At 73.7% G+C, this 23,998-nt stretch carries 26 protein-coding genes and 4 pseudogenes; 12 read left to right on the plus strand and 18 right to left on the minus strand.

What is annotated here, in order from left to right; translation table 11 throughout:
• Window positions 1-128 precede the first annotated feature (128 nt).
• From IQ279_RS19860 to IQ279_RS19870, 3 genes are all read right to left on the minus strand, one after another.
• On the minus strand, window positions 129-1,439 hold the full coding sequence (locus IQ279_RS19860; RefSeq protein WP_206350149.1) for a cytochrome P450: 1,311 nt from the start codon (window positions 1,437-1,439) through the stop codon (window positions 129-131).
• Window positions 1,440-1,554: 115 nt separating this feature from the next.
• Window positions 1,555-2,709 carry an acyl-CoA dehydrogenase family protein gene (locus IQ279_RS19865; RefSeq protein WP_206350150.1) on the minus strand — a complete coding sequence of 385 codons (1,155 nt, stop codon included), beginning with the start codon at window positions 2,707-2,709 and terminating at the stop codon, window positions 1,555-1,557.
• Between the two features lie 195 nt (window positions 2,710-2,904).
• Window positions 2,905-3,372 (minus strand): SRPBCC family protein, encoded by a 468-nt coding sequence (locus IQ279_RS19870; protein WP_206350151.1) that lies wholly within the window; start codon window positions 3,370-3,372, stop codon window positions 2,905-2,907.
• Between the two features lie 210 nt (window positions 3,373-3,582).
• Here IQ279_RS19870 and IQ279_RS19875 point away from each other — a divergent pair, with 210 nt between their 5' ends.
• The 4 genes from IQ279_RS19875 (at window position 3,583) to IQ279_RS28525 (ending at window position 6,170) form a co-directional block, all read left to right on the plus strand.
• Window positions 3,583-4,380, plus strand: a complete 798-nt coding sequence (locus tag IQ279_RS19875; RefSeq protein ID WP_206350152.1) for an SDR family NAD(P)-dependent oxidoreductase — start codon at window positions 3,583-3,585, stop codon at window positions 4,378-4,380.
• 102 nt (window positions 4,381-4,482) lie between these two features.
• The gene (locus IQ279_RS19880; RefSeq protein WP_206350153.1) at window positions 4,483-5,001 is read left to right on the plus strand and encodes a flavin reductase family protein; all 519 of its coding nucleotides are present in this window, start codon (window positions 4,483-4,485) and stop codon (window positions 4,999-5,001) included.
• A 39-nt stretch (window positions 5,002-5,040) separates the two neighbouring features.
• Window positions 5,041-6,012 carry an MBL fold metallo-hydrolase gene (locus IQ279_RS19885; RefSeq protein WP_206350154.1) on the plus strand — a complete coding sequence of 324 codons (972 nt, stop codon included), beginning with the start codon at window positions 5,041-5,043 and terminating at the stop codon, window positions 6,010-6,012.
• Window positions 6,013-6,047: 35 nt separating this feature from the next.
• Complete coding sequence (locus IQ279_RS28525) at window positions 6,048-6,170, plus strand: hypothetical protein (RefSeq protein WP_277402560.1); 123 nt, start codon at window positions 6,048-6,050, stop codon at window positions 6,168-6,170.
• A gap of 145 nt (window positions 6,171-6,315) precedes the next feature.
• Here IQ279_RS28525 and IQ279_RS19890 read toward each other — a convergent pair whose 3' ends face one another.
• The 4 genes and pseudogenes from IQ279_RS19890 to IQ279_RS19905 form a co-directional block, all read right to left on the minus strand.
• Entirely contained in the window at window positions 6,316-6,774 is a 459-nt protein-coding gene (locus IQ279_RS19890; RefSeq protein WP_307792441.1) for a nuclear transport factor 2 family protein, read from the minus strand.
• Between the two features lie 137 nt (window positions 6,775-6,911).
• Window positions 6,912-7,079, minus strand: a pseudogene (locus IQ279_RS28845) (helix-turn-helix domain-containing protein); the annotation flags it as partial.
• Window positions 7,080-7,100: 21 nt separating this feature from the next.
• Window positions 7,101-8,366 (minus strand): hypothetical protein, encoded by a 1,266-nt coding sequence (locus IQ279_RS19900; protein ID WP_206350155.1) that lies wholly within the window; start codon window positions 8,364-8,366, stop codon window positions 7,101-7,103.
• Window positions 8,345-9,946 (minus strand): S8 family peptidase, encoded by a 1,602-nt coding sequence (locus IQ279_RS19905; protein WP_206350191.1) that lies wholly within the window; start codon window positions 9,944-9,946, stop codon window positions 8,345-8,347. Before IQ279_RS19905 ends, IQ279_RS19900 begins: the two co-directional genes overlap by 22 nt.
• Window positions 9,947-10,724: 778 nt before the next feature.
• On the opposite strand from IQ279_RS19905, the gene IQ279_RS19910 reads away from it, so the two are divergent.
• From IQ279_RS19910 to IQ279_RS19925, 4 genes are all read left to right on the plus strand, one after another.
• The gene (locus IQ279_RS19910) at window positions 10,725-10,907 is read left to right on the plus strand and encodes a hypothetical protein (RefSeq protein WP_206350157.1); all 183 of its coding nucleotides are present in this window, start codon (window positions 10,725-10,727) and stop codon (window positions 10,905-10,907) included.
• Between the two features lie 103 nt (window positions 10,908-11,010).
• On the plus strand, window positions 11,011-11,793 hold the full coding sequence (locus tag IQ279_RS19915) for a hypothetical protein (protein WP_206350158.1): 783 nt from the start codon (window positions 11,011-11,013) through the stop codon (window positions 11,791-11,793).
• Complete coding sequence (locus IQ279_RS19920) at window positions 11,790-12,725, plus strand: DUF6895 family protein (RefSeq protein ID WP_206350159.1); 936 nt, start codon at window positions 11,790-11,792, stop codon at window positions 12,723-12,725. Before IQ279_RS19915 ends, IQ279_RS19920 begins: the two co-directional genes overlap by 4 nt.
• 5 nt (window positions 12,726-12,730) lie before the next feature.
• Window positions 12,731-13,939, plus strand: a complete 1,209-nt coding sequence (locus tag IQ279_RS19925; protein WP_307792442.1) for a serine hydrolase domain-containing protein — start codon at window positions 12,731-12,733, stop codon at window positions 13,937-13,939.
• Here IQ279_RS19925 and IQ279_RS19930 read toward each other — a convergent pair.
• The 8 genes and pseudogenes from IQ279_RS19930 to IQ279_RS19960 all read right to left on the minus strand — a co-directional run bounded on the left by IQ279_RS19930 (window position 13,903) and on the right by IQ279_RS19960 (window position 20,190).
• Window positions 13,903-14,574: a response regulator gene (locus IQ279_RS19930; protein WP_206350193.1), complete on the minus strand. Its 672-nt coding sequence runs from the start codon at window positions 14,572-14,574 to the stop codon at window positions 13,903-13,905. The two genes, IQ279_RS19925 and IQ279_RS19930, sit on opposite strands and share 37 nt — an antisense overlap.
• A pseudogene (locus IQ279_RS28165) lies at window positions 14,571-14,738 on the minus strand (ATP-binding protein); the annotation flags it as partial. The gene IQ279_RS19930 and the pseudogene IQ279_RS28165, both read right to left, overlap by 4 nt.
• Before the next feature lie 274 nt (window positions 14,739-15,012).
• A pseudogene (locus tag IQ279_RS19935) lies at window positions 15,013-15,842 on the minus strand (acyltransferase family protein); the annotation flags it as partial.
• The gene (locus tag IQ279_RS19940; protein ID WP_372445187.1) at window positions 15,835-16,035 is read right to left on the minus strand and encodes a hypothetical protein; all 201 of its coding nucleotides are present in this window, start codon (window positions 16,033-16,035) and stop codon (window positions 15,835-15,837) included. The gene IQ279_RS19940 and the pseudogene IQ279_RS19935, both read right to left, overlap by 8 nt.
• Before the next feature lie 427 nt (window positions 16,036-16,462).
• Window positions 16,463-17,425 carry a hypothetical protein gene (locus IQ279_RS19945; RefSeq protein WP_206350160.1) on the minus strand — a complete coding sequence of 321 codons (963 nt, stop codon included), beginning with the start codon at window positions 17,423-17,425 and terminating at the stop codon, window positions 16,463-16,465.
• Window positions 17,403-18,524 carry a DUF3696 domain-containing protein gene (locus tag IQ279_RS19950; RefSeq protein ID WP_206350161.1) on the minus strand — a complete coding sequence of 374 codons (1,122 nt, stop codon included), beginning with the start codon at window positions 18,522-18,524 and terminating at the stop codon, window positions 17,403-17,405. The genes IQ279_RS19945 and IQ279_RS19950 overlap by 23 nt, the downstream gene beginning before the upstream one ends.
• Window positions 18,521-19,696: a DUF262 domain-containing protein gene (locus IQ279_RS19955; RefSeq protein WP_206350162.1), complete on the minus strand. Its 1,176-nt coding sequence runs from the start codon at window positions 19,694-19,696 to the stop codon at window positions 18,521-18,523. The genes IQ279_RS19950 and IQ279_RS19955 overlap by 4 nt, the downstream gene beginning before the upstream one ends.
• Before the next feature lie 32 nt (window positions 19,697-19,728).
• Window positions 19,729-20,190 carry an ATP-binding protein gene (locus IQ279_RS19960; protein ID WP_206350163.1) on the minus strand — a complete coding sequence of 154 codons (462 nt, stop codon included), beginning with the start codon at window positions 20,188-20,190 and terminating at the stop codon, window positions 19,729-19,731.
• Here IQ279_RS19960 and IQ279_RS19965 point away from each other — a divergent pair.
• Window positions 20,181-20,480, plus strand: coding sequence for a Scr1 family TA system antitoxin-like transcriptional regulator (locus tag IQ279_RS19965; protein WP_307792443.1), 300 nt, complete (start codon window positions 20,181-20,183; stop codon window positions 20,478-20,480). The genes IQ279_RS19960 and IQ279_RS19965 overlap by 10 nt on opposite strands.
• The gene (locus tag IQ279_RS19970) at window positions 20,477-20,659 is read left to right on the plus strand and encodes a DUF397 domain-containing protein (protein WP_206350165.1); all 183 of its coding nucleotides are present in this window, start codon (window positions 20,477-20,479) and stop codon (window positions 20,657-20,659) included. The genes IQ279_RS19965 and IQ279_RS19970 overlap by 4 nt, the downstream gene beginning before the upstream one ends.
• Before the next feature lie 39 nt (window positions 20,660-20,698).
• Here IQ279_RS19970 and IQ279_RS19975 read toward each other — a convergent pair whose 3' ends face one another.
• The 3 genes and pseudogenes from IQ279_RS19975 to IQ279_RS19985 all read right to left on the minus strand — a co-directional run.
• Window positions 20,699-21,991 carry an RNA polymerase sigma factor gene (locus tag IQ279_RS19975; RefSeq protein ID WP_206350166.1) on the minus strand — a complete coding sequence of 431 codons (1,293 nt, stop codon included), beginning with the start codon at window positions 21,989-21,991 and terminating at the stop codon, window positions 20,699-20,701.
• Between the two features lie 15 nt (window positions 21,992-22,006).
• Complete coding sequence (locus tag IQ279_RS19980) at window positions 22,007-22,426, minus strand: YciI family protein (protein ID WP_093851694.1); 420 nt, start codon at window positions 22,424-22,426, stop codon at window positions 22,007-22,009.
• Between the two features lie 111 nt (window positions 22,427-22,537).
• Window positions 22,538-22,801 (minus strand): annotated as a pseudogene (locus IQ279_RS19985) (branched-chain amino acid aminotransferase); the annotation flags it as partial.
• A gap of 155 nt (window positions 22,802-22,956) precedes the next feature.
• On the opposite strand from IQ279_RS19985, the gene IQ279_RS19990 reads away from it, so the two are divergent.
• Both IQ279_RS19990 and IQ279_RS19995 read left to right on the plus strand, forming a co-directional pair.
• The gene (locus IQ279_RS19990) at window positions 22,957-23,301 is read left to right on the plus strand and encodes a MerR family transcriptional regulator (RefSeq protein WP_206350168.1); all 345 of its coding nucleotides are present in this window, start codon (window positions 22,957-22,959) and stop codon (window positions 23,299-23,301) included.
• 119 nt (window positions 23,302-23,420) lie between these two features.
• Complete coding sequence (locus IQ279_RS19995; protein ID WP_307792444.1) at window positions 23,421-23,984, plus strand: GNAT family N-acetyltransferase; 564 nt, start codon at window positions 23,421-23,423, stop codon at window positions 23,982-23,984.
• Window positions 23,985-23,998: the final 14 nt, after the last annotated feature.

The following is a 23,998-nucleotide window of genomic DNA, read 5'->3' on the forward strand; positions in this document are numbered from 1 at the left end:
CCCGCGGACTGCCCGTACGACCGCCCGCGGGCGGCACGGCGGACGTGACGGAGCCGGGCCCGGACGCTGATCCCAGTGTCCGGGCCCGGCTTTTCCGCCGTCGCGGCCGCCGCGGGGCCGTACGGGACTCACTCCCCCCAGGTGACCGGCAGGGAGGTGAGGGTGTGGTTGATCTCGCCGGTGTGCCAGGGCAGTTCCTCCTCGGGCACGGCCAGCCGCAGGCCGGGGAAGCGGCGCACCAGGCCCTCGATCGCGATCTCCATCTCCATTCGGCCCAGGTGCTTGCCCAGGCAGTGGTGGACGCCGTGGCCGAAGGAGATGTGCGGGTTGTGGGAGCGGGCCAGGTCGAGCCGGTCGGGGTCGGCGAAGACGGCCTCGTCGCGGTTGGCCGACGCCAGCGCCAGCAGCACCGCGTCGCCCTTGGCGATCGTCACCCCGCCGACCTCGACGTCGGCGGCGGCGACGCGCGGGAAGCCGGTGGTGTCGGTGGCGAACAGGTTGACGTGGCGCAGCAGTTCGTCGACCGCCACGGGGATGCGCCCGGGGTCCTCCGCCAGCCACAGCCACTGCTCGCGGTGGTGCGCCAGCAGGGCCAGCACGGAGTTGGCGAGCTGGTTGGCGGTGGTGTCGAAGCCGGCGCCGATCAGGGTGAAGCCGAAGGTGACCAGCTCCTCCTCGCTGAGCCGGTCGCCGTCGTCGCGGGCCGCGATCAACTCTGAGAGCATGTCGTCGGCCGGGTCCGCCCGCTTGTCGGCGATCAGCCCGACGATGTACTCGCTCAGCTTGGCCAGGCCGTTGAGCGACTCCTCGCCACCGGCGCGGTCGTCGACGGTGGCGAACGCGCGGGCCCACTTCTCGAAGTCGCGCAGGTCCTTCGACGGCACGCCCAGCAGCTCGCCGATGACCGTCAGCGGCAGCGGCAGCGCCAGCTGCTGGACCAGGTCGACCGTGCCGCCCCTGGCCAGCATGTCGTCGAGCAGTTCGTCGGCGACGCGCTGGACGCCGTCCCGCATCCGCTGGACGCGGCGCAGGGTGAACGCGCCGGCCACCAGCTTGCGGAGCCGGGAGTGCTCGGGCGAGTCCAGCGAGATGATCATCTCGGGGGTGGTGTGCATCGTCCCGCCGATGCGGGGCGCGCCCGGCCCGCAGGCCAGGGCGCGGCTGAGCCGGGGGTCGGCCGACAGCTCGCGCACGTCCTCGTAGCGGGTGACCAGCCAGGCGTCCACGCCTCCGGCGGTGTGGACCTTCACCACCGGCTGCTCGGTGCGCAGCTCCGCGTAGCGCGGGTCGGGGCCCCGGTACGACGATCCGGGGAAGGGGTAGGTCTCCATCCCCCCGTGGGCGACCGGGCAGCCGGCCGCGGCCGCGTCCCCGGCGGAGGACTCCGCGACGGGACCGGCGAGGGGTTCGGCGAGGGATTCGACAGGTGAGACGGACAAGGTGGCACCTCCGTTGGAGCGGGCGAAAGACCGCGCCGGCGGGCGCGGGCGGGTGTGGCGGAGCGTGCGACGGCGGGGCCGCGGAGGCTCCGCCCCCGCACGGGCCCCGCCCGTCTCACTCCTCCTCGGGGCCGAGCAGGACGGCCGAGTAGTTCTTGCGGGCGGCGGTGTCGTACTGGAGCGCGACATGGCTGGTCGCCGAGGTGATGTCCCGCCAGAACCGCTGCAGCGGACGCCCCTCGTCCAGCCCGCCGGTCCCGGCGGCGCGGATCAGCAGGGTGACGGCCTCGTTGACGATCTCCGCCGCGAACGTGGCGTTCCGCTCGTTGCGGGCCATCAGCGCGGGGGTGAACGCCCGCTCGTCGATGACCTCGGCGTTCTGCTCCACCAGATGCCGGGCGGCGTCGATGCGGCCGGAGGCGCGCACCAGCTTGATCTCGTTGGACGGGTTGCGCCGGCGCCCGGTGACGGTCGCCGCGCACGCCTCCAGCGCCCCGGCCGCCGCCCCGGCCACCGGGGCGATGAACGTCAGGCCGCCCACGGCCTGGAAGGGCACGTTGTGGGAGGACAGGTGCGAGCCGGCGTTGCGGCCGGTGAGCATGTCGGTGCGGTCGAAGGACAGATGCGCGGGCACGAACGCGTCCTCGACCACCACCGTGTGGCTGCCGGTGGCCCGCATCCCGACGCTGTCCCAGCTCTCGACGACCGTGTAGTCGCCCGCGGGCAGCGCGAAGAAGCGCATCCTCGGCGGGCCCTCGGCGCCGGCCACCGCGGCGCACACCAGCGCCCAGTCGGCGAAGCCGACGCCGCTGACGTAGCTCCACCGGCCGCCCAGCCGCCAGCCGCCCTCGGTGGGGGTGGCCCGGCCGGCGGGCATCAGGGCGGTGGCGATGACGGTGTCGGGCGTGGCGCCCCACAGGGCGCGGTGGCCCTCCTCGGGCAGGTGCGCGGCGAAGCGGGCCGAGTAGGCGCTCAGCGAGGCGCACCAGGCGGTGGCCGCGCACCCCTCGCCGACCGTCATCACGGCACGGGTCAGCTCGGCGAACGACCCCTGGGCGCCGCCCCACCGTGAGGACACGAAGTGGCGGGCGAAGCCGGACTCCCGCAGCGCCGCGACGACCCCGGGCGTCAGCGCGCGGGAGGTGTCGGCCTCGGCCGCGTCCCGGGCCGCGAGGATCCGCAGCTTCTCCGCGGCCACCGCCAGTCCGGCGTCCGACAGTGTGTCCGGCGTCGTGTCCGGCAGTGTGTCCGTCAGTGTGTCGGCAGGCATCCTGGTGACCTCCTGTGGTGAGGGCCTTCGTTGGCGGGGCCAGCTTGCGCACCACGCCTCGAAGGCCGCTGCACCGTCACTGGACCCCGGCCCGGACCCGGCGCGCGCCGCCCGCCACCGGCCGGGCACGGCCCGACTCCGGCCGGACACGGCACGCCCGGAGCACCCGGAGGGGTCGGAGCGCCCGGAACCGGGTCAGAACAGCTTTCCGAAGCGCTCCAGGGTCTCGCCCGGGCTCGGGCCGTCCAGCGCCTGGAAGATGCGCCGCGCGCCCTCGCCGTGCTTGTGCAGCTTCACATGGGCCAGCTCCACCTTCGTGGTGTCCGCGTCGACGGGCGTGAAGTCGACCTCGATCTCGCTGGCCCGCTCGTCGTCGGTGATGGACTGCCAGTTGCCGTCGATCCGCCACGTCATCACCAGCCGGCGCGGCGGATCCCACTCCAGGATGCGGCCCCAGGCGATCTCGTTGCCCTCCACGTCCCACTCGTAGTAGCGGCCGCCGACACGCGGTTCGAAGGCGAGGCCGGCGCGCTCCTTCTTCAGCAGGACGTGGGACGGGGGCCACCAGTCCGCGGGGCGCCCGGTGAAGACCTTGAAGCTCTCCTCGGCCGTGGCCGCCACGGTCACCGACTTCCGCACGTCCGGGATCGTCTGCTCGGGCATGGGCTCCTCCTCGCTCCTGGGACGGCGCCTGGGGCGGCGCCTGGTCGCGCACAACGGACGGGCCCACCCTCACGGGCGGTGCTCGACCGGGTGTCGAGCACCGCTGGAACCCTTCCCTCCCCGGCGGTCTCCAGGAGAAGTCGAGAGACCCGCAAGGTGCGCCGGTCACGGTCTTCGTCACCCAAGCCCCTACGGATACGGGAGAGCACGATGACAGACGCGGGGACAGGCACGGGACGCCGGGTCGCTTTCGTCACCGGCGCCACCAGCGGCATCGGACTCGCCGTGACCGAGCTGCTGGCCCGGCAGGGCGTCGCGGTGTTCGGCGTGGCGCGTGCCGAGGAGAGCGTGAAGGCCCTGGTCAAGCGGCTGCGCGCGGAGGGTCTGGAGGTGTCCGGCACGGTCTGCGACGTCTCCTCGGCCGAGCGGGTGCGCGAGGCGGTGGCCGCGGCGGTGGCCGAGTACGGCCGCATCGACATCCTGGTCAACAACGCCGGCCGGGGCGGCGGCGGCGTCACCGCCGAGATGCCCGACGACCTCTGGCTGGACGTGATCGACACCAACCTCAACGGCACCTTCCGCGTCACCCGCGAGGTGCTGAGCACCGGCCGGATGCGCGAGGGAGGCTGGGGCCGGATCATCAACGTCGCCTCCACCGGCGGCAAGCAGGGCGTGGAGCTCGCCGCGCCGTACTCCGCCTCCAAGCACGGGGTCGTCGGCTTCACCAAGGCCGTCGGCAAGGAACTGGCGAAGACCGGGATCACCGTGAACGCCGTCTGCCCCGGCTACGTCGAGACCCCCATGGCCCAGCGCGTGCGCCAGGGCTACGCGGGCCACTGGGGCGTGACGGAGGAGGAGGTCCTGGAGAAGTTCCAGGCGAAGATCCCCCTGGGCCGCTACTCCACCCCGGAGGAGGTCGCCGGCCTGGTCGGCTACCTCGCCTCCGACATCGCCGCCTCCATCACCGCGCAGGCGCTCAACGTCTGCGGCGGTCTCGGCAACTACTGACCCGCCCACCCCCCGCGACCGGCCGGCCGGCGACCGGCCGGCGGCCCACCAGCCAACGACAGCGCGGACCGGGGACGGGCGCGCAGAGACGGAGCCGGGACCATGACCGACACGGGCACCACACTGCTTGCCGGGCCCGAGCCCGACATCAGCTCCTTCCGCACGGCGATGGGGTGCTTCCCCACCGGCGTCACGCTGCTGACCCAGGGCAGCGGGGACACCCTCTCCGTGATGACCCTCAACAGTCTGACCTCCGTGTCCCTCGACCCGGTGCTGCTGCTGGTCTCGGTGAAGCGGGACGGCAGGATGCGGCCGCGGGTGGCGGCCGGCGGCGGCTTCGCCGTGAACGTACTGTCCGAGGAACACCGCCTGCTCTCCGGGGAGTTCGCCCGGCCGGACCGGCCCGCGGGCGAGGAGGCCATGCGGCGCATCGGCGCGGTCGAGGGGATCACGGGCAACGCGGTCGTCCCCTCGGCGTCGGCCTCCTTCGAGTGCCTGCTGCACGCCGAGCACGAGGCGGGCGACCATGTGCTGCTCGTCGGGCGGGTGGTGGCGCTGAGCTCCGAGCCCGGCGCCCGCCCCCTGCTGTTCCACCGGGGCCGGTACGCCTCGCTCGTCTGAGCGCCGCGCCGGCCCCCGACACGTACGGACGGAGATCCGATGGCCACACCCACGGAAACGACCGGGAGCACCACCGCACCCCCCGCCGCGGCCCCCGCCGGCGTCCCCTTCCTGGAGGAGGTCGCCGACGGCGTCCACGCCTTCGTCCAGCCGCCGGGCGGCTGGTGCCTGAACAACGCGGGCCTGGTGACGGGCCGGCCCGGCGGCGAGGGCCCGCCCGTCCTGATCGACACCGCGGCCACCGAGGCCCGCGCCCGGCTGCTGCACCGGGAGGTGGAGCGGGTCGCCCCGGGCGGGCCGGGCATCGTCGTCAACACCCACTTCCACGGCGACCACACCTTCGGCAACAGCCGGTTCACACCGAGGGCGGTGGTCGTCGCGCACGAGGGCACCCGCGCCGACAGCGCCGAGGCGGGGCTGGGGCTGTGCGGGCTGTGGCCGGACGTGGAGTGGGGCGAGGTCCCGCTGACCCTGCCGACGCTGACCTTCCGCGACGGGCTCACCCTCCACGCCGGGGGCCTGCGCGTGGAGCTGCTGCACCTGGGCCCCGCGCACACCGCCGACGACACGGTGGCGTGGGTGCCCGAGCGCGGTGTGCTGTTCACCGGCGACCTGGTCTGGTCGGGGGTGACGCCGTTCGTGCTGATGGGCTCGGTGACCGGTTCGCTGCGGGCGCTGGAGCGGATGCGTGCCCTCGCACCGCGTGTGGTGGTCCCCGGCCACGGGCCGGTGGGCGGGCCGGAGCTGCTGGACGCCACCGAGGCGTATCTGCGGTGGCTGCTGCGCGTCGCGGAGGATTCCGTGCGCGACGGGCTGCCCCCGCTGGAGGCGGCGCGCCGCGCGGACCTGGGCGGCTTCGCCGGGCTGCTCGACCCCGAGCGCCTGGTCGGGAACCTGCACCGCGCCCGCGCGGAGCTGGACGGGCTGCCGCCGGGAGCGCGGATGGACGTGGCCGGCCCCTTCGGGGAGATGGTCGCGTACCACGGAGGACTGCCGGACTGCCACGCCTGAGGCGGCGTGCCGGATCCGGTGGGGAGGAGATGACGATGATCACCGATGCGCCGGAGCGTGAGCCCCTGACCCACGACTTCTGGGACATCCCCGTTCCCCTGCTGGCCGGAGAGGAGGACGACGCATCCGAGCCGCACATCTGGCGGGGCATCGACTGACGGACCGGTCGAGAACCGGGACGGAAGCGGTGCGTGCGCCGCACGGCACCACGGCGGTGGCCCCCCGAATCCCATCGGGGGGCCACCGCCGTGGTGCCGTGCGCCGTACCGCGCGGAGCGCGGACCGGGGCGCATCGGAGGGGGATCAGGGGGCGGGGAGCTCCACGGGGGTGTCGCGGTGGATGACCCGCGACCGCGTGAGCAGTTCGCCGTCGCGCCGCACCAGCACGTCGTCGACGGTGAAGGTCGGCTGGAAGGAGACCTTCCCCTCGCGGTCGGTCTGGGTGACGAGCGTGTAGTACGACACCCGCAGGGTGTCCTCGTCCCCGGGGTCGGTCTCGATCAGCAGGTGGTCGAACCAGTGCCGGACGGCGATGTCCCGGTAGCGCGGCAGGTTCGCCCGCATGCCCGCGACCATCCGCTCCCGGCCCTGCGCCCGCTCGCCGTTCGCGTGCACCACCACGCCGTCGTCGGTGAAGGTGTCCGCGAAACCCTCGATGTCCAGGGCGTCCACGCGGCGCATCTGCCGCGCGTAGAACGTCTGCACCTCCGCGTAGAGGTCCCCGGTGACCTTGCTCCTGGTTGCCTGGACCGCCTGAGACACGGCGACTCCCTTCGATGACGGCCTGCGCCGCCGAAGGCCGGCGGCGCGATCGCCACCACGCTGCCGCGCCCGGCTTCAGCACCGCTGGAGACCGGCTCGCACGGTCCGCGCGGGCCGGGCCGCGCGGACCGGACGGGTCACTCGTCGCGCACCACCACGGCGAGCTGCGCCCTGCCGCGGACGCCGAGCTTGCGGTAGATGCGGGTCAGCCGGGCCTCGACGGTCTTGACGCTGAGGAAGAGCCTGGCCGCCGCCTCCTGGTTGCTCGCCCCCCGCCCGACGAGCAGGGCGAGCCGCCGCTCCGCCTCGGTGAGCCGCTCGGTGGACTAGGCCGGCCCGCCGGGAAACGGGCCGGCACCGCCGCGCGACGGGGCGCCGCCGGCCGGCCGTGCCCAGGGCCGGGCCCCGGCCCGGTCGAACACCCCGGCCGCCTCGCGCAGTACGGCCTGCGCGGCCGCCCGGCGCCTGCGGCGGCGCTCGGTGCGCGCCAGCGCCAGCAGGGTGCGTCCGGCCTCGATGGGCAGCCCGTGCGCGGTGAAGCGGCCGGCGGTCTCCCGCGGCAGTTCCGCCCCCGCGTCCGGATCGCCGGTGGCCGCCAGGTACTGGCCGCGGACCCGGTCCAGCGCCGTCAGCACGGTGGTGCGGCCCAGCCGCCGTGCCACCGGGGTGACCTCCGCCAGCAGGTCGGCGGCCCTCTCCGGCTCCCCGCCGGCCACGTACGCCTCGGCCAGCTCCTCGTGCCAGCGCAGGACGGACGGGTCGGTGGCCAGGGCGGCGATCGGCAGGTCGCGGATGCCGCCGAGCGTCTCCAGGGCCAGGGCGGTCTCGCCCATGGCGAGCTGTACGCGCCCGAGCGCGTACAGGGAGCAGTGCACGAAGACCTGGTCGCCCTCCTCCTGGGAGGCGCGCAGGCTGCGGCGGGCGTAGTCGGCCGCGCGCCGGAAGCTGCCGCCGGCGGTCTCGGCCAGCGCCGCGCTGTACCACAGCGGTCCCGGGGAGAAGTCGGCCTCCAGCGCGATGGACACCGCGCGGCGGGCGTGGGCGAGGGCCGCGGCGCACTGCCCCTGGCGGGCCTCGACCTCGGCCAGCGAGCGCAGCGCCACCACCAGGTCCTCGGTGGTTCCCAGCCGTTCGAGTTCGGGCAGCAGGGCGAGCAGTCCTTCGCGCGCCTCGGTGAGCCGGTCGTCGAACAGGGCGTGGCGGCAGGCGAGCAGCCGCGGCCCGTTGCGCAGTGCGGGCGGGAGCCCCTCCCGCCACACGGTCAGGGCCTCCTCGGTGTGCGCCTCGGCCTCAAGCTCCCCCAGGGCGCGGCTGATGCGGGCGCGGGCGGTGGCCGCCAGTACGGCGGTCTCCCGGTCCCCGGCGGCCAGGGCCAGGCGGTACGCCTCCTCGGCGGTGGCGCGGGCCGCGACGCTGTCGCCGTCGGCCAGTTGCTGCTTCCACACCAGCCGGACCAGCACGGCGGCGCGCATGGACGGGTCGTCACCGGCGTCGGCCAGGGCGTGGGAGAAGGTCTCGTCCAGGTCGCCCAGACTCTGGAAGGCGGTGTCCAGGATGGCGAGCCGGGCGCTCAGCCGGGCGGCGGGCGGCACGTCGCGGGCGAGGATGGCGTCGGCGGCCCGTTTGGACAGATCCGGTCGGCCGGCGCGTAGCCGCTGCGGCCGCTCACCGCGATCGAGGAGGTGACACCGGTGCCGTTGTCGTCCGGGATGGAGACGTTGGCGCTGTTGGTGTAGGTGTCGCCGACCGGGTCCTCACCGCCGCCGCTGTCGCCGCCCGCGGCCGCGACGGTCGCGGCGGCGTCGGCCAGGCCGGCGCCGCAGCCGCCGCCGCAGGTGCCGGGCAGGGTGCGGGCGTTGGACCTGATCAGTCCCTCGATCTGGGACGGGGTCAGCGAGGAGTTCTCCGACTTCATCAGCGCGGCCAGGCCGGCGATGTGCGGGGCGGCCATGCTGGTGCCCTGGTAGTAGGCGTAGCTCTCGCCGGCGGGCCGGGTGGAGCCGGAGTCCACCGTGGAGAGGATGCCGTTGGTCCGGGTCGCGGTCTCACCGCCGGGGGCGGTGATGTCGACGACCGAGCCGTAGTTGGAGTAGGAGGCCCGGTTGCCCTCGCGGTCGCCGGCGGCGACGGTGATGACGTTGGAGCAGTTCGCCGGGACGAAGCCGGAGGCGTTGGTGTTGCTGTTGCCCGCCGCGACGACGACCGTGGTGCCGCGGCCCACCGCGCCGTTGATCGCGTTCTGGTAGGTGCTGGAGCAGGTGCCGCCACCGCCCAGGCTCATGTTGATCACGTCGGCCGGGGTGGGGTTGGACGGGACGCCGTAGACGGTGCCGCCGGAGGCCCAGGTGATGGCGTCGGCGATGTCGGCCGTGGTGCCGCCGCACTTGGCGAGCACGCGGACGGGCTGGATCTTCGCGCCGTGGGCGATGCCCGCGATGCCCTTGCCGTTGTTGGTCGACGCGGCGATGGTGCCCGCGACGTGGGTGCCGTGCCAGGAGGAGGCGCTGTCGTAGGTGGCGCCGCACTCGCCGGCGTAGAACCAGTCGCCCTCGTCGGCGGGGTCGCTGTCGCGGCCGTCGCCGTCCCGCGCGTTGGTGGAGTTGGAGACGAAGTCGTAGCCGGAGACGATGTTGGCGGCGAGGTCGGAGTGGGCGACGTAGCCGGTGTCCAGGACGGCGACGACCGTGCCCTGGCCGGTGGACCTGTCCCGGGCTCCGGGCACGCGCATGCCGGCGGTGGACTCGAAGAGGTCCCACTGGCTGCCGTACTGCGGGTCGTTGGGGGTCGCCATCGCGTACATACGCGTGTTGGGCTCGGCGTAGGCGACGTCCGGGTCGCTCTCGAAGGCCTTGACGATCTTGTTGATCTCGGCCTTCGAGGCCTTGCCCTCCACCTCGTACAGGGCCGCGCCCGTGGCCAGGCGGCGCTCGAACTTCAGCTTCTGCCCGGTCTTCCTGCCCTTGGCCCGGGCCTCGGCCCTCGCCTCGGAGTCGGACTCGGCCGCGCTCGGGGAGGCGTTCGCGGCCTTGGTCTCGGTGCGGTCGCGGTAGGCGACGATGACGCCGTCCGCGGGTGCGTCGGGGAGTCCGGCCCGCTGCTCGCCGGCCTTGGGGGCCTTCTCCCCCGCCTGCGGGGCCGCGGTCGCGACGGACGCGGTGGCGGCTCCCGTCATGAGGGTGGCGGTCGCCGCCAGCACTGATATCAGTCTTCGCCTTGGGGCCTTCACGGGGGGGGCCTTTCGAAGCTGCCCGGGCGTGCCGGGCGGTGGGGGTGCCTGGTGCGGGGGTCGCACCGGGGTTCCGGGCGGGGTGGGGCATGACGTCGGTTCCGCCCGGAACCCCGGTGCCGCCGACCATGGGAACGCCCCGGCGGGCCCCGATACGGGGAAAACCCTTGCGTCCCCTCCCCGGTCCGCGGCGGGCCGGCCCACAGCGCGGGGAACGGGGGGTGTACGTCCGGAAAAGCCTGGACGCAACCGTCGGGTCGCCTCCGTGACGGCCCGCCGGACATCCGGTGAATTCGCGCCGGCCGGCGCCCGGATACCGGACATCCGGCACTGACCCTTGACCCGATAGCGGACAGCCGCCGAAGGCGCGCCCGGCCGCCCCCGCACCGGCGGCGCACACCGTCCGGGCGGCAGACTCGTCCGGCCCCTGGCCGCGCCCGGACGGCGTATGCGGGTCGCAGGCCGCGCCACACCTCGTCCGCCTGCTCCGTACGGGTGAATACTCGACCGCCTTTCCGGGCCCGCGTCTTTGAGGATCGCCGGCACGCCCCGGTCCGTTCCCCGTGGTCAGCCGCCATCTCCCGCCTCATGCACGGAACACGGGACCCCGCAAAGCGGATCAAAAGCGCATATGCACATTCAGCAGTGCATTCGTAACGTCGTATGTGAAGCCGCCCACACCGGGCAGCGACATCCACCTGGCATCCCACCGAGGAGGACCCAGATGCTCACCCACACCACCGGAACCACCCTTGCCCCCGCCGCCCCGGCCGAGCGGGACATGGTCACCGACCTGATGACCACGCGCGAGGCCCCGGTCAGCGACGCGCCCGTGTGGGCGCCGGAGGCGATCGGCCTGCTGCTGCTCGCGCTCCTGCTCTCCCCCAGGGAGCCGCGGGAGAAGTGACGCGACCGCTCCACAGCGGGATGCGACAGGAAGCGGCATGATGCGACAGAACCAAACGGAATCGGCATAACATGACATACCGAACAAGAGAGGTAGGTCACTGATGCCGAATCCGGACACCCCATCGCGCACGGACTACACCGCGGCGGTGGAGAGTCTGGCCGACCGTGTCCTCGGTGCCCTGCGGGGCGCCGGGGATCCGGCGGTGGTGGCCTCCCAGGTGGACGAAGCCCCCGACCCCAAGGTCGCACTGGCTGCCGTACGGGTGCTGGGACCCGACGTGTTCGCCCCCGCGCTGCTGGCCGAAGCGCCCTTCGGGCCCGGCGACGCCCGGGCGGTGGCCGAGTCCCTGCGAATCTTTCCGCCCGCTCCGGACGCCGCGCCCGAGGCCGCGTGGCGCGACTGGACGACCGTGCGGCTCCTCGCGCGGTACGGCGGTGGCTCCCCCGGCGAAACCCTCACAGACACCCCGGCCGACACCCCCGAGGACACCCTGGGCGTACGCGAGCCGACGCCCCCAGGCGGCGCCGGCTCCCCCGGATCCTCCTGGCGCGAACTGTCCCTGAGCATGGCGCAGCTCTCCCCGCTCGCCCTGCCGAACGTCGACGGCCCCGTCCACGAGACCGCCCTGGACCGGCTGCGCGACCTGAGCCGGGGCGCCGCCCGCGCGATGCTCCGCCGCGACTACCCCACCGCGGCCCGCCTGGCGCGCTGGCTCGCCTGCGCACTGCACCGCGGCGCACGCCCGGACCTGGATACGGCCGCCCTGGTGCGGCACCTCGAACTGCACTGCGGGGGAGGCGGGCGCACCGCGCTGGACACCGCCGTCGCCCGCGGCCTGCTGGACCGTACGCAGCCGCAGAGGCCGGGAGGACCGACCGCATGAGCACGCCCCGCACCACCGCCGAGGCCCCCGCACCCGTGGGGCGGTCGGCGCACCGGGTGTCCACCCGCGCCCTCGGCTGGCTGCGCCGCCACTGCGAACTGGGCACCCTGCCGCCCGGCACCACCTCGGACATGGCCGACCCCGACAGCATCTACAAGCCGCTGGGCGAGACGGCCCTGGCCGCCTCCCTGGTGCTGCGCGAGGGGCTGGCCTCCGCGAGCGAGGAGCGCACCGCCCGCGAACTGCTCGACTTCGCCTGGTGGGAACTGCGCGGCGGCGACATGCTCTACGAGCGGCAGCTGCGCTACATGATGATGGTCGACCCGCTGGAGCTGTACGCGCACTTCGTCCGCGCCGGCTACCGCCACCGGCGCCTGGAGGCGCTGCTGGACCACCTCGGCGGCCTGGTCACCATGGACGCCGTCGAGCAGGTGCCCAACCGCCGCCTCGCCGTCGCCAACGCCGCCCGCCTGACGGGCCTGGCGCGCGAGACCGACTGGAAGCGGCTGACCGACGCCACCTGGCTCGGCAACACCCCCGAGCCGTGGGTGATCGACTGGATGACGGCCTACTGCGTGACGCACACCGTCTTCCACATCACCGACTGGGGCGCCCGCCCCGGCGACCTGCCGCCGCACCTGGAGGAGTACCTCCAACTGTGGCTGCCGGTGTGGCTGGACATCTGGCGGGAGGTCCAGGAGTGGGACCTCGTCACCGAGCTGCTGATCGTCGGAAGCTGCCTGCGCGAGCCGTACGCGGACCCCGCCCTGTGGGAGGAGCTGGCCTCGGTGCAGCACGAGGACGGGCTGATGCCCCGGGACGGCAAGGAGGTCGAGGGGGACGCCGCCCAGCGCTTCCGGGACCACCACCACCCCACAGTCGTCGCGGCCGTCGCCGGCACCCTGGCGCTCTCCCGCGCCGCGCGGCGGTGAGCCCGGTGTCCTCCGACACGGCCTCCCGCCCCGGCCCCGAACGGGAACCCGGCCCCGGCGCCTCCGCCGGCACCACCGGGCCGGACACCGCCACCGACAACACCGACACCACTGACAGCACCGACACCGAAGTCCCCACCTCCCGGCCCGAGTCCGCGCTCTCCCTCCCTCTGGAGACGGTCGCCGCCACCGCGCCCGGCCCCGCGGTGGCGGTCGTGGCGGTGCGGGTGGGCGAGTCCAGGACGCTGTGCCGGGGCGCGTCCGCCGCCACCCGATTCGAACTCGGCTCGGTGACCAAGACCTTCACCGCCCTGCTGCTGGCCGAGGCGGTGGCCCGGGGCGAGCTGGACCACGACGACCCGATCGCCGAACGCCTCCCCGCGGCCGCCGTGCCCGAGGGCTACGGCGACCGGATCACCCTCGCCCATCTGGCCTCGCACACCGCCGGGCTGCCCGTGCTGCCGCCGGGGCTGCTGGCACGGGCCGTGCCCCGCTTCTACACCAACCCCTACGAGGGCTTCACCCCCGACCACCTGCTGCACGCCCTCTCCCAGACCCGGGTGCGCCACCCTCCCGGACAGCGGGTGCGCTACTCCAACTTCGGCGTCGGGGTGCTGGGCCGGCTGCTGTCGGACGCGGCCGGCGCCCCGTACGGCGAGGCGCTCGCCACCCGGATCCTCACGCCGCTGGGCCTGGCCGACAGCACCTGCGACCCCGAACTGCCCCAGGCCACCGGCCACTGGCACGGCCGCCCCCGCCCGCCCTGGCGCATCCCGGGACTGCCGGGTGCGGGCGCGCTGCGCTCCAGCGCCCGCGACCTCCAGCGCTACCTGGAGGTCCTGCTCTCCCCGCCGCCGGAGGCGGACGAGACCCTGTGCACCGCCCTCCACGACGTCACCCGCCCCCGGGCGACCGCGCCCGGCGGCGACCGGATGTGCCTGGCCTGGAAGGCGCGCACCCACACCGCCCGCGACGGCGGCGAATTCGACCTGCTGTTCCACTCCGGCGGCACCCGCGGCTTCACGTCCTTCGCCGGCTTCTGCCCGGCCGCCCGCGTCGGCCTGGCGGCGGTGACCAACAGCTCCCCCACCCTGCGCGGCACCTTCATCCGCACCGCCTACCGCACCCTGCGCGACCTCGCGGCCGAGATCCCCGCACGCCGCACCCGATCCACCGCTCAGTACCCGGCCGGGCGCACCAGCCCCGACTCGTAGGCGAAGACCGCTGCCTGGGTCCGGTCGCGCAGGCCCAGCTTGAGCAGGATCCGTCCGACGTGGGTCTTCACCGTCTGCTCCGCCACCACCAGGCGTTCGGCTATCTCCGCGTTGGACAGACCCTGTGCGATCAGTGACAGCACCTCGGTCTCGCGCCCGGTCAGATCGCCGACGCGTTCCCTCAGCGGGGAGCGGGGCGCACCGCTCACCCGGGAGAACTCGGTGATCAGCCGCCTGGTGACGTTCGGGGCGAGCAGCGTGTCCCCGGCCGCCACCACCCTCACCGCGTGGGCGAGTTCATCGGCCGAGGCGTCCTTGAGCAGGAACCCGGAGGCGCCCGCGCGCAGCGCCTCGTACACGTACTCGTCGAGGTCGAAGGTGGTCAGCACCAGGACCCTGGGGGCGTCCTCGCCGGACCCGGTGATGCGGCGGGTCGCCCCGATGCCGTCGAGCCCGGGCATCCGGATGTCCATCAGCACGACGTCCGGGACGAGTTCGGCGGTCCTGGCCACGGCGTCGAGGCCGTCGACGGCCTGGCCGACGACCTCGATGCCGGGCTCGGCGCCCAGCAGCACCGTGAAGCCCTGGCGGACCATCATCTGGTCGTCGGCGATCAGTACGCGGATGTCCGTCACGGTCCGTCCTTCACAGGTCCGTCCTTCACCGGATCCGCCGGCAGGATCGCGGTCACTTCCCAGCCGCCGTCCGGAGTAGGTCCGGCGGCCAGTTCGCCGCCCAGCATGGCGGCGCGCTCGCGCATGCCCGGCAGCCCGTGCCCCTCGCCCCGGCCGGACGGAGCGGGAGCAGGGGCCCAGGAAGAGCACCCCGGCCTGCAAGGCGAGCACGGCCGCCGTCCAGGGAAGCCGCTGCCCGGCGGCGGCAAAGGGGAGCCACGGCTCGGCGGCCATCCGGGCGCTCGCGTACCACGCGACCAGGACCAGGGCGGCCGTGGACGCCCACCAGGCGGGGATCGGGCGGAACATCGCGCCGACGAGCGCCGCCGACTGGACACCGGCGAGCAGCAGGCCGGCCGGGGCGGCCATCCGGTAGGTGTGGAGGTACTCGTTCGCGTTGACGACGAGCAGGGCCGTGCCGCACTGGGCCAGGCCGAAGCAGACGGCGGCCAGCGTGGGCGGCGCGAGGTTGGACACCCCGGCCCCGGGCACCCCGACCATGGCCGCCGGGTAGCCCGCCCACAGCACGAGCCCGGCGGTCGCGGCGCCACCGCCCAGCAGCAGCCCCCAGCAGGCCCGGCGTCCCGGCCGGACACCGCGGGCCCAGGCCGCGCCCAGGCAGTACGGCACCAGCCAGCCGGCCGCGACGTTGACCGAGCCGAGCCAGGAGGGCCCGGCATCCAGCCCGAACCGCGCCAGATCGACGCAGAGCACCACGGCCGGCGGCCACACCGGGCCCAGCCGGGCAACCAGTGGGGTCGCCGCCGTCAGCGCGGCGAAGACCAGCGGGAACCACAGCGGCGACCACACCAGGGCGCACAGGGTGCGGACGGTCCCCGCGCCCGCCCCGGCCACGAGCATCCCCCCGCCGCCACGGCCCACAGCGCGAGCATGGCGGCCACCGGCCCGAACAGCCGGGCCAGCCGGGCCCCCAGCCACCGCCCGTACGGGACCCCGCGGGCGCGGGCGGACGCGTGACTCCCGGCCGCCACCATCCCGCCCACCAGGAAGAAGACCGCCAGCGTCTGGAACACCCAGGAGGACGGGGCGAGGTGGGGCATGTGCCGCAGCGGGCTGTCCCCGCGCAACCGACCGCTGTCGGCGACCAGGGCGGTCACCAGCCAGTGGCCGAGCACCACCCCGAGGACGGCGGCGGCCCGCAGCGCGTCGACGGCGCGGTCGCGGCCGGGCGGGGTGGCCGCTTCGATCCTCCACACGAGGTCACGCATGGCCGGCCCCCTCGTCCGGGAGCCGCCCGGCCGCGATCCGGGCGATGTTCCCCAGCGCCCGCGAACCGGGCGCGAGGTAGTCGCTGTGGCCGCCGGCGCCCGCGTCGAAGACCCGGGCGCCGAACTCCGGCGAGACCGGATCGGCCCCCAGCCCGAGCGTCACCCCGGGCAGCTCCAGCCGTACGTTCGGCACCCGGGCGATCCAGTCGCCGCCCGCCCGGCCTCCCGTATGCCCGCGCGGTTGGCGGCGTACCGCCCGGCCGGCGCGCCGGGGGACGCGGACAGCGGCCCGAGCTCCACCGGTACGGGCGCGGGCACCTGCGACGGCCGCGCCGCGCCCGCCACCGGGAAGGCCACCGAGGCGGCCACCAGCGCGCTGAGCAGGGCGCGGCGCAGACGTCCGCGTCTTCCGCGTGGACGGACCCCCATGGTGAGCGCTCCCCTCGGCATCGGACACCTGTCGTGCCCCCGGTCCGAAAGCTACGGAGCGCACCCCTCACCCGGCGTCCCCCCTCAGAGCCCACCTCCCGCGTAGCTCCCGGGTACTACGGGTACGGCCCGGACACCACCCGGGCCCGCGCAACCGCTGTGCAGGCCGCGGCCACGAGGTGTCGGCGCGATCAGGTGTCGAGGTGGTCGGTGAAGATCCCGACGAGGATCCGGCCGCCCAGCCGCTGCTCGGGCAGGGTGAAGTGCACGCGGTTCCGGTGCCGTTCCTTCTTCGCGTGCCACTCGCAGTCGTAGGTCTCTCCTTCGTGCTCGACCTTCCGCTGCCGCATGATCCTCGGTTTCCCGCGCGTGTTGGGGCTCTCCGGGGAGAGGTCCAGGCCGAACCGTCCGAGTTCTGCCTGCACGGCCTGCGGTTGTCCCGAATGCGCTGCCAGCGCTCCGGCGAAGTGGTCGTTGAGCACCCCGAGGACGTCCACCACCCACTCCCGCATCTCGCGGTATGTCCCGTCGAACTTACGGAAGGTCAGCCCCGGGGCGAACTCCAACTCCGGGAAGGCCTCGCGCGCTCGGTCGAAGAAACCGCTCTCGGGCACGTCCTCCCGGCGGAACGTCCCACGCCAGAAGTGCGTGATGTCCGGCGCGCCGGACAGGAAGAAGACCTCGGCACCGCCTTCTTCGCAGGTGACCGCCAGCCAGCCGCTGCGGTCCGCCGCGGGTAACACCAGACAGGCGGTCGCATGTCCGGCCCTCGCCCGGTGCATCGCGTAGCCGACACTCCAGGCCGCTTCCAGCTCCGAGCCGGCCACCTCCACCCGGTCCGGCAGCCGTGCCGCACCGGAGTCCCAGGTAGAGCAGCGGTCCATGAGCAGCGCCAGCCTCCGCCGGACATCGGGGGAGACCGTGTACGGCCCCTCGCGCTCGTAGAGGAACCGCCACATCTCGTGGCCGTCGGCACACTCGGTCTCGCCCCACCAGGGCGAGGCTCCCACCGGGCACCGCCTCAGCACCTCGTCGAGCATGTCGTTGAAGGCGTCCAGGTGGCCGGTCAGCTCGTCGTCCGCGAGCCCCCGGAAGTCGAAGCCCGCCTCGTCCACCACGAACCGGTACCGCTCACCGTCCGCTGCGCCGGGCACGTGCCAGCCTCCCCAGGTCGTACTCGATCTGGTCGAAGAACCCCCTCGGCCATTCGGAGAGCTCGCCCCGCTCGTTCAGTCCGATGGGCATGGGTTCGGCTCCCTCGTCGCCGAAGTAGTGGATCACCGCGTCGTCCGCCGCCAGGACGCCTTCCTCGGCGACCGCCAGCCGCGCCCCGTTCAGCACGTGGTCGCTGTGCGTCTCGACCAGCACCTGGGCTCCACTGCCCGCCACCCGGGCCAGGAAGCGGCCCAGCTTCGACTGACCGCCGGGGTGCAGATGCGCTTCCGGGTTCTCCACGATCATCACGTCGCCCGGCCGCGTCAGCAGTCCCGCGACGATGACGGGGAGGGCGTAGGAGAAGCCGAAGCCCATGTTCGCCGGGCGGATCGGCTCGCTCAGGCCGTAGGCGCCGGTCTCGTGGAAGCGGATCGTGCTCGCGGTGATGCCCGCCGGCCACTGGGCGGTGATCCGGATGCTCCGGATGATCTCGGATGCCCAGCTCTCCACCTGGGTGCGCAGGGTCGTCACACCGTGCGTCCTCGGTGTGTCCGGATACAGGAGAGGCTCACGCACCTGCCTGCTCTCGTACAGGGCGAGCACCTGCGCGGTGTACTCCCCCCGCACTCCCACGCCGATGCGGTCCAGCCGTTCGGCCGACACGTCGAGCCGGTCGCGGGGCCCCAGCCTCTCGGCGTTCAGGTAGGTGAAGCCGCACCCCTGCCTCGTCAGCTCCGGTAACGGCTCGCCCGTGCTCCCCTCCCCCACCCGCAGGTGCAGTGCCCTGTCGTCGGGGACCTCCAGCCGGTAGGTCCTGGGCTCGGAGGCATGGCTGCCGGCCAGCTCGATCTCGATCTCGGAGCCGAAGGCGTCCCGGTGCCGGACCTCCTCCGCCTCCCCGAGCGCGAGCCCGTACGGCCCGTTGAGTTCGACCACCTCGCCCGCGCGCCTGTGCGCGCACTGGCGGGCCAGCAGCAGCGCCTGGACGGCCGTGCTCTTGCCCGTACCGTTCAGCCCGGTCAGGACGGTGAGCCGCCGCATGTCGAAGGAGGCGTCGAGGAAGCGCTTGAAGTTCCTCACCCGCAGAGAGGTGATCACCTTCCGGCCTCCGCGGCTTCCTCGGTAGCGGCGAACCTGTAGCGCACCCGTGCCGGGTCGCCCGTGGACGCCGTGATCGACTCCAGGTAGCGGTAGTCGTCGGTCATCAGCTTGCGGGCCGCCTTGACGATGGCGGCCTTGCGGCGTTTCAGGTCCGCCGCTTCCCGACCGAGAAGGGCGATCGACCAGGACTCGAACAGGGCCCGGTTGATCGGGTTGTGCCGATCGGACCCGTGCGGCCACTTGCGGAAGGAATGCTCGCCGAACACCAGATAGGCGTTGGACATGGCCTTGCGGAAGTCCTCCACCAGAGCCGCCGCCCTCTCGCCGGAGACCTCACCGGGATCGTCGAGCATCGCGGTGGTGCGCTGGAGAAAGGCTTCCATCGAAAGGTGACGGGAGTATCCCTCGACCCCCATCAGCCGGAAACCGGCGAATCGGAGCGCCATCTCCCGGTCGTTCATACGGACATGCCCGCTCATCCTGGGAGCGGCCGCGTCGAACTCCGGAAGGAGTGTCATCTCCTTCAGGATGTTCCGGCTGCGGTCCTTGCTCATGCAGTGCCGGATTTCCTGGGCGTTGAGCGGGGTACCGCCGGTGTTGATGCGCTTGAAGATGTCGTACATCACGTCGGGCGGCGTGGTGGGGTCGATGACGTGCACCGTGATCTGGGCGTTGTTGATGCGCCGCCGCCACGGCGCGGGCAGATCCTCGAAACGCTTCCCTTCCAGACCCAGGTATTCCAGATCCTTCAGCGCGAAGCCCCGGTCCGTGCCGCCCCGGACGAAGTCGTTGATGGTGGAGAGCCGTTGCAGGCCGTCGACCACACGCATGTCGCCGTCGCTGTCCTCGGCGAAGTAGAAGGCCGGGAGCGGGATCTGAAGGAGGACCGACTCGATCAGCCGCGACTTCTGCCGGGGCTTCCACACCTTCCCGCGCTGGAAGTCGGGAGCGAGTTCCAGCGACCCCTCCTCGATCATGTCGAGCACGTTCCGCAGGGAGAACTGCTTGGTGTTGACCCTGATCTGCTCCGGGTTCCACGGCTTGGCGATGTCGGCGGGGGTTTCCTCCGCGTCGGCGTCCGCCTCGGTCTCCACCTCGATTCCGGTTCCCTCGTCGAGGAAGAGGTCCTCCAGAATCCTTGGCGTCTCTCGGGTACCCGGCGTAGTCATGTCTCGATCGTAGCCACGATCGCCGGGTCGGCTCAGGGCCTTGGACAGCACAGCTCGAACCAGACGGTCTTGCCGATCCCGCAGGAGCGCGGGTACGCGCCCCAGGCGTCGGAGAGCGCCGCGACCAGGGCCAGGCCCCGGCCCGACTCGTCCTCCGGCGGCGTGCCGCGCGGACGCGGCACGCCGTCGCCCGCGTCGCAGACCTCCACCCGCAGCCCCCGGTCGCCGAGCACGCAGCGCAGGGCGATCTCCCGGCCGGGCGGGGTGCGGGCGTGGCGGCAGGCGTTGGCCACCAGCTCGCTCAGCAGCAGTACGGCCGTCTCCGCCGTCGCGTCCGGCACCTTCCAGGCGCTCAGCCCGTCCCGCAGCAGGGCCCGCGCGCGTCCCGCGCTGCGCGGGTGGTTCGGCAGGCGCCATTCCGCCCGCTCCGGCAGGTGTCCGGCGGAGAGCGGAGTCTCGGGTGTTTCGGGTGCGTCGGATCGGTGTGCGGTCATCGTGCCCCCGTACGGGTCACCTTCTGGAGATGGGCGAGTTGCGCAATGCCTCCGTCCAGGTGCTCCCCGTCGAGCGCGGGGTGTCCGGCGGACTCAGCGGGCCCATGGTGCTGCTGGAAACGGCCGAACACGAGTACTACGCCTATGCGGAGGGGCAGGAGACAGGTGCGCTCCACTCCGACCCGGAGAAGATCAGCGTGCTCACCCAGCGCCATGGAATGATCCGCATGCAGGCTCTCAGTACCGAGGAATCGGCGCGCTTCATCAGGAAGGTGGCGGAGGAGCTATGAGGGACGGCCTGGTCTGGTTCAAGTCCAGCCACAGCGACTCGGAAGGCGGCGAATGCGTCGAGGTGGCCGCGTGCGCCGACGCCGTGCACGTGCGCGACTCCAAAGCGGCGGACGGGCCGCAGCTCGTCCTCCCGCCCGCCGCCTGGGCCGACTTCGTCGCGTACACCGCCCGCGCGTGACACCGTCCCGGCCGCCGGATGAGCCCGGCGGCCGGGCGATCAGCCGAGGTCGGCGAGCTTGCGTCGCAGCACCGTCCGTTCGCGTTCGTTGCCGCACAGCCTCACCGCGCGCTCCAGTTCGGTGCGCGCCTCGTCGGTGCGGCCCAGGCGGGCGAGGAATTCCCCGCGGACGTTCGGCAGCAGATGGGAGCCGGACAGCGCCTTGGCGCCGGCCAGTCCGTCCACGATGGCCAGGGCCGCCGCCGGTCCCCGCGCCATGCAGACCGCCACCGCCCGGTTGAGGTCGACCACCGGTGAGGGCGCGAGCCGGCCGAGCGCCTCGTAGAGGAGCACGATCCTCTCCCAGTCCGTCGCCTCGACCGAGGGGGCGGCGGCGTGGCACTCGGCGATCGCCGCCTGCAGGCCGTAGGCGCCCAGGCCCCGGCCGGTCCACTCCGCGCGGGCCAGGGCGGCCCGTCCCCGGCGGATCGCGGCCCGGTCCCAGCGGCGGCGGTCCTGGTGCTCCAGCAGCACCGGTTCGCCGTCCGGCCCGGTACGGGCGGGGAAGCGCGCCGCGGTCAGCTCCAGCAGCGCCAGCAGGCCGTGGACCTCGCCCTCGTCCGGCATCAGCCGGCTCAGCACCCGCGCCAGGCGTTGTGCCTCGCTCGCGAGGTCGAGCCGGATCAGGTCCCTGCCCGAGCCGGCCGAGGACCCCTCGGTGAAGACCAGGTAGACGACGCTGAGCACCGAGCCGAGCCGTTCGGCCCGCTCGGCGGCCGTCGGCGTCCCGAACGGCACCCGGGCCGCCTTCAGGGTCTTCTTCGCCCGGGTGATCCTGGCCTGCACGGTGGCGGTCGGCACCAGGAAGGCCCTGGCGATCTCGTCGCTCGTCAGGCCGCCGACCACCCGCAGGGTGAGCGCCACCCGCCCCTCGCGCGGCAGCACGGGATGGCAGGCGAGGAACATCAGCGCGAGGGTGTCGTCGTCGATGCGGTCCGGGTCCCACAGCACGTCACCGTCCTCCCGGGCCGGGTCGGGGGGCGCACCCACCGGGGCGCCCCCTGCGACGATGCCGCCCTCGCCCAGGCCGTGGGCGGCGTACCGCTCGTCGAGGGCGGAGCGCCGGCGGAACGCGTCGATCACGCGGCGCCTTCCGGCGGTGAGCAGCCACCCCGCCGGGTCGCGGGGCGCGCCCTCGCGCGGCCAGTTCACCAGCGCCTCGGCCAGTGCCTCCTGGGCGCAGTCCTCGGCCAGCGCGAAGTCGCCGGTGTACCGCGCGAGCGCGCCGGTGATCCGCGCGGACTCGATCCGCCAGACGGCGGCGACGGCCTCACGGCCGGTGGGGTCGGCCATCTTCCGCAGCCCCCCTCAGAGCTGGCCGGTGGCCTCGCGCCACGCCCGCTCCTTCTGGATCCACTCGTTGTCCTGGGGGAACTCGTCGATCGTGGTGACCCGGCGGATCTCGGTCTTCAGACCCGGGCCGCTGAACGGCGCCCGCCTGGCCCACTCGACGGCCTCCTCCTTGGAGGACACGTTGAGGATGTAGAAGCCCCCGAACAGCTCCTTGGTCTCACCGTAGGGGCCGTCGGTGACCACGGGCGGCTCCGAGGAGTGGTCGACGACCACGCCCTCGGCGGCGTCGTCGAGCCCTTCCGCGGCGACCAGCACACCGGCCCGGATCAGCTCGTCGTTGTACCTGCCGATGGTCTCGAGCATCTCGCCGAAGTCGACGTCCGCCATCCCCGCGAGAGCCTCGTCGGTGGCGCGCATGATCAGCATGTACTTCATGGTTCTGTCTCCCTGGCGGTTCCGGGCCTCTCTGGGACCCTCTCACCCATAGGTCGAACGGGAACGGCGCGGATCAACACGGCCGCCGAATTTTTTCCGGAAGGAGGCTCCGGCGGCGTACGACACGTCCCGCGCACCGCTCCCCAGCGCAGCCCGCAGGCGGGACCGCACCCGCTCGTCGGGCAGCGCCCGGCCGTACAGCTCCAGCGAGGCCGAACGCAGCCGCGCCAGATGCGGGTCGAGCCCCCGGACCCGGCCGTCGCGCACCTGCACGGCGGTGAAGTGGGCGTGGCCCGCGAAGGCGAGCGGCGCCGGCTCTCCGGCGGTGGCCGTACGGCCGTCGCGGTGGACGACGCAAGGGGTCGATGAGGTCATGTCCGTCGCTCCGAAGCTCGGATCCCGGGAGTTCGGGATTTCAGGGGTTTCAGGGGTTTCAGGAAGAGGGGCGGCGGGCGCGGAATGCCCGCTCGCGGGGCGACGTCAGGGCCTCACACCGGTGTGAAGGTCAGCTTCCGGGAGGGATACGGCACATGCTGATCGGGGAGCTGTCCCGGCGCACGGGGGTCAGCACGCGGCTGCTGCGGTACTACGGGGAGCAGGGGCCGCTCACCTCCGAGCGCGGCCCGAACGGCTACCGCACCTACGGCGAGGACGCGGCGCTCACCGTGCGGCGGATCCGCGCCCTGCCGGCCCCGGGCCTGATCACCGAGGTGATCCGCTCGGTGCTGCCGTGCGCCCGGGGATCGGAGCCGGGCTTCGGCTGGTGCGCGGATCTGTGGGGCGCGCTGGAGCGGGAGTCGGCGGCGTCGGACGAGCGCATCGGCGAACTGACGTGCGGCCGCGACACACTCGCCGCCCACCTCGCGCGCCCCTGAAGCCCCGGGGCGCCGCCCTGGCACGGGTCACCGCCTGTACCGGACGCGGAAAAGTCCACGGACTCATGGCCGTGGCCCCGGGTATGCTGCCTCGTCCTACGGAGCCAGGGGGGATCACCGTGAGCAGCAGCAATCCGCCGTTTCCCGACCGGATCGAGCTCACCGGGGAGGGGCTCGTCCTGCGCGACTGGACTGAGGCGGACGTGGCCGCGATGCCGGATCTGTTCGACCACCCCGACATCGCGTACTGGACGCCGATCGTCTCGCCCTTCGACGAGGCGGCCGCCCGCGCGCGGCTCGACCGGGCCCGGCGGCTGCGGGCGGACGGCACGGCCATCCTGCTCGCGATCACCACCGACGGCCGCGCGCCGCTCGGCGAGGCGATGCTGCGGCGTGCCCCCGAGGGTACGGAGCTCGGCTACGCGACGGAGCTCGGCTACGCGGTCGGCCCGGCGCACCGGGGACGGGGGCTGGCCGTACGGGCGGTGCGGGTGATGGCCGCGTACGCCTTCGAGCAGTTGGGCGCGGAGCAGGTGATCCTGGAGCTGGAGGCGGAGAACGCCGCCAGCGTCGCCGTGGCCGCCAGGGCGGGCTTCAGTCTGCTCGACGTGCCGCTGATCGAGGGGGAGGAGAAGGGACGGCCCTACGTCCTCCAGACCTGGGGCCTGCGGCCGGCGCCGTGAGGCCACCTGGGCGG

The sequence above is a fragment of the Streptomyces verrucosisporus genome, assembly GCF_017114865.1.
GTDB classification, from domain to species: domain Bacteria; phylum Actinomycetota; class Actinomycetes; order Streptomycetales; family Streptomycetaceae; genus Streptomyces; species Streptomyces fenghuangensis.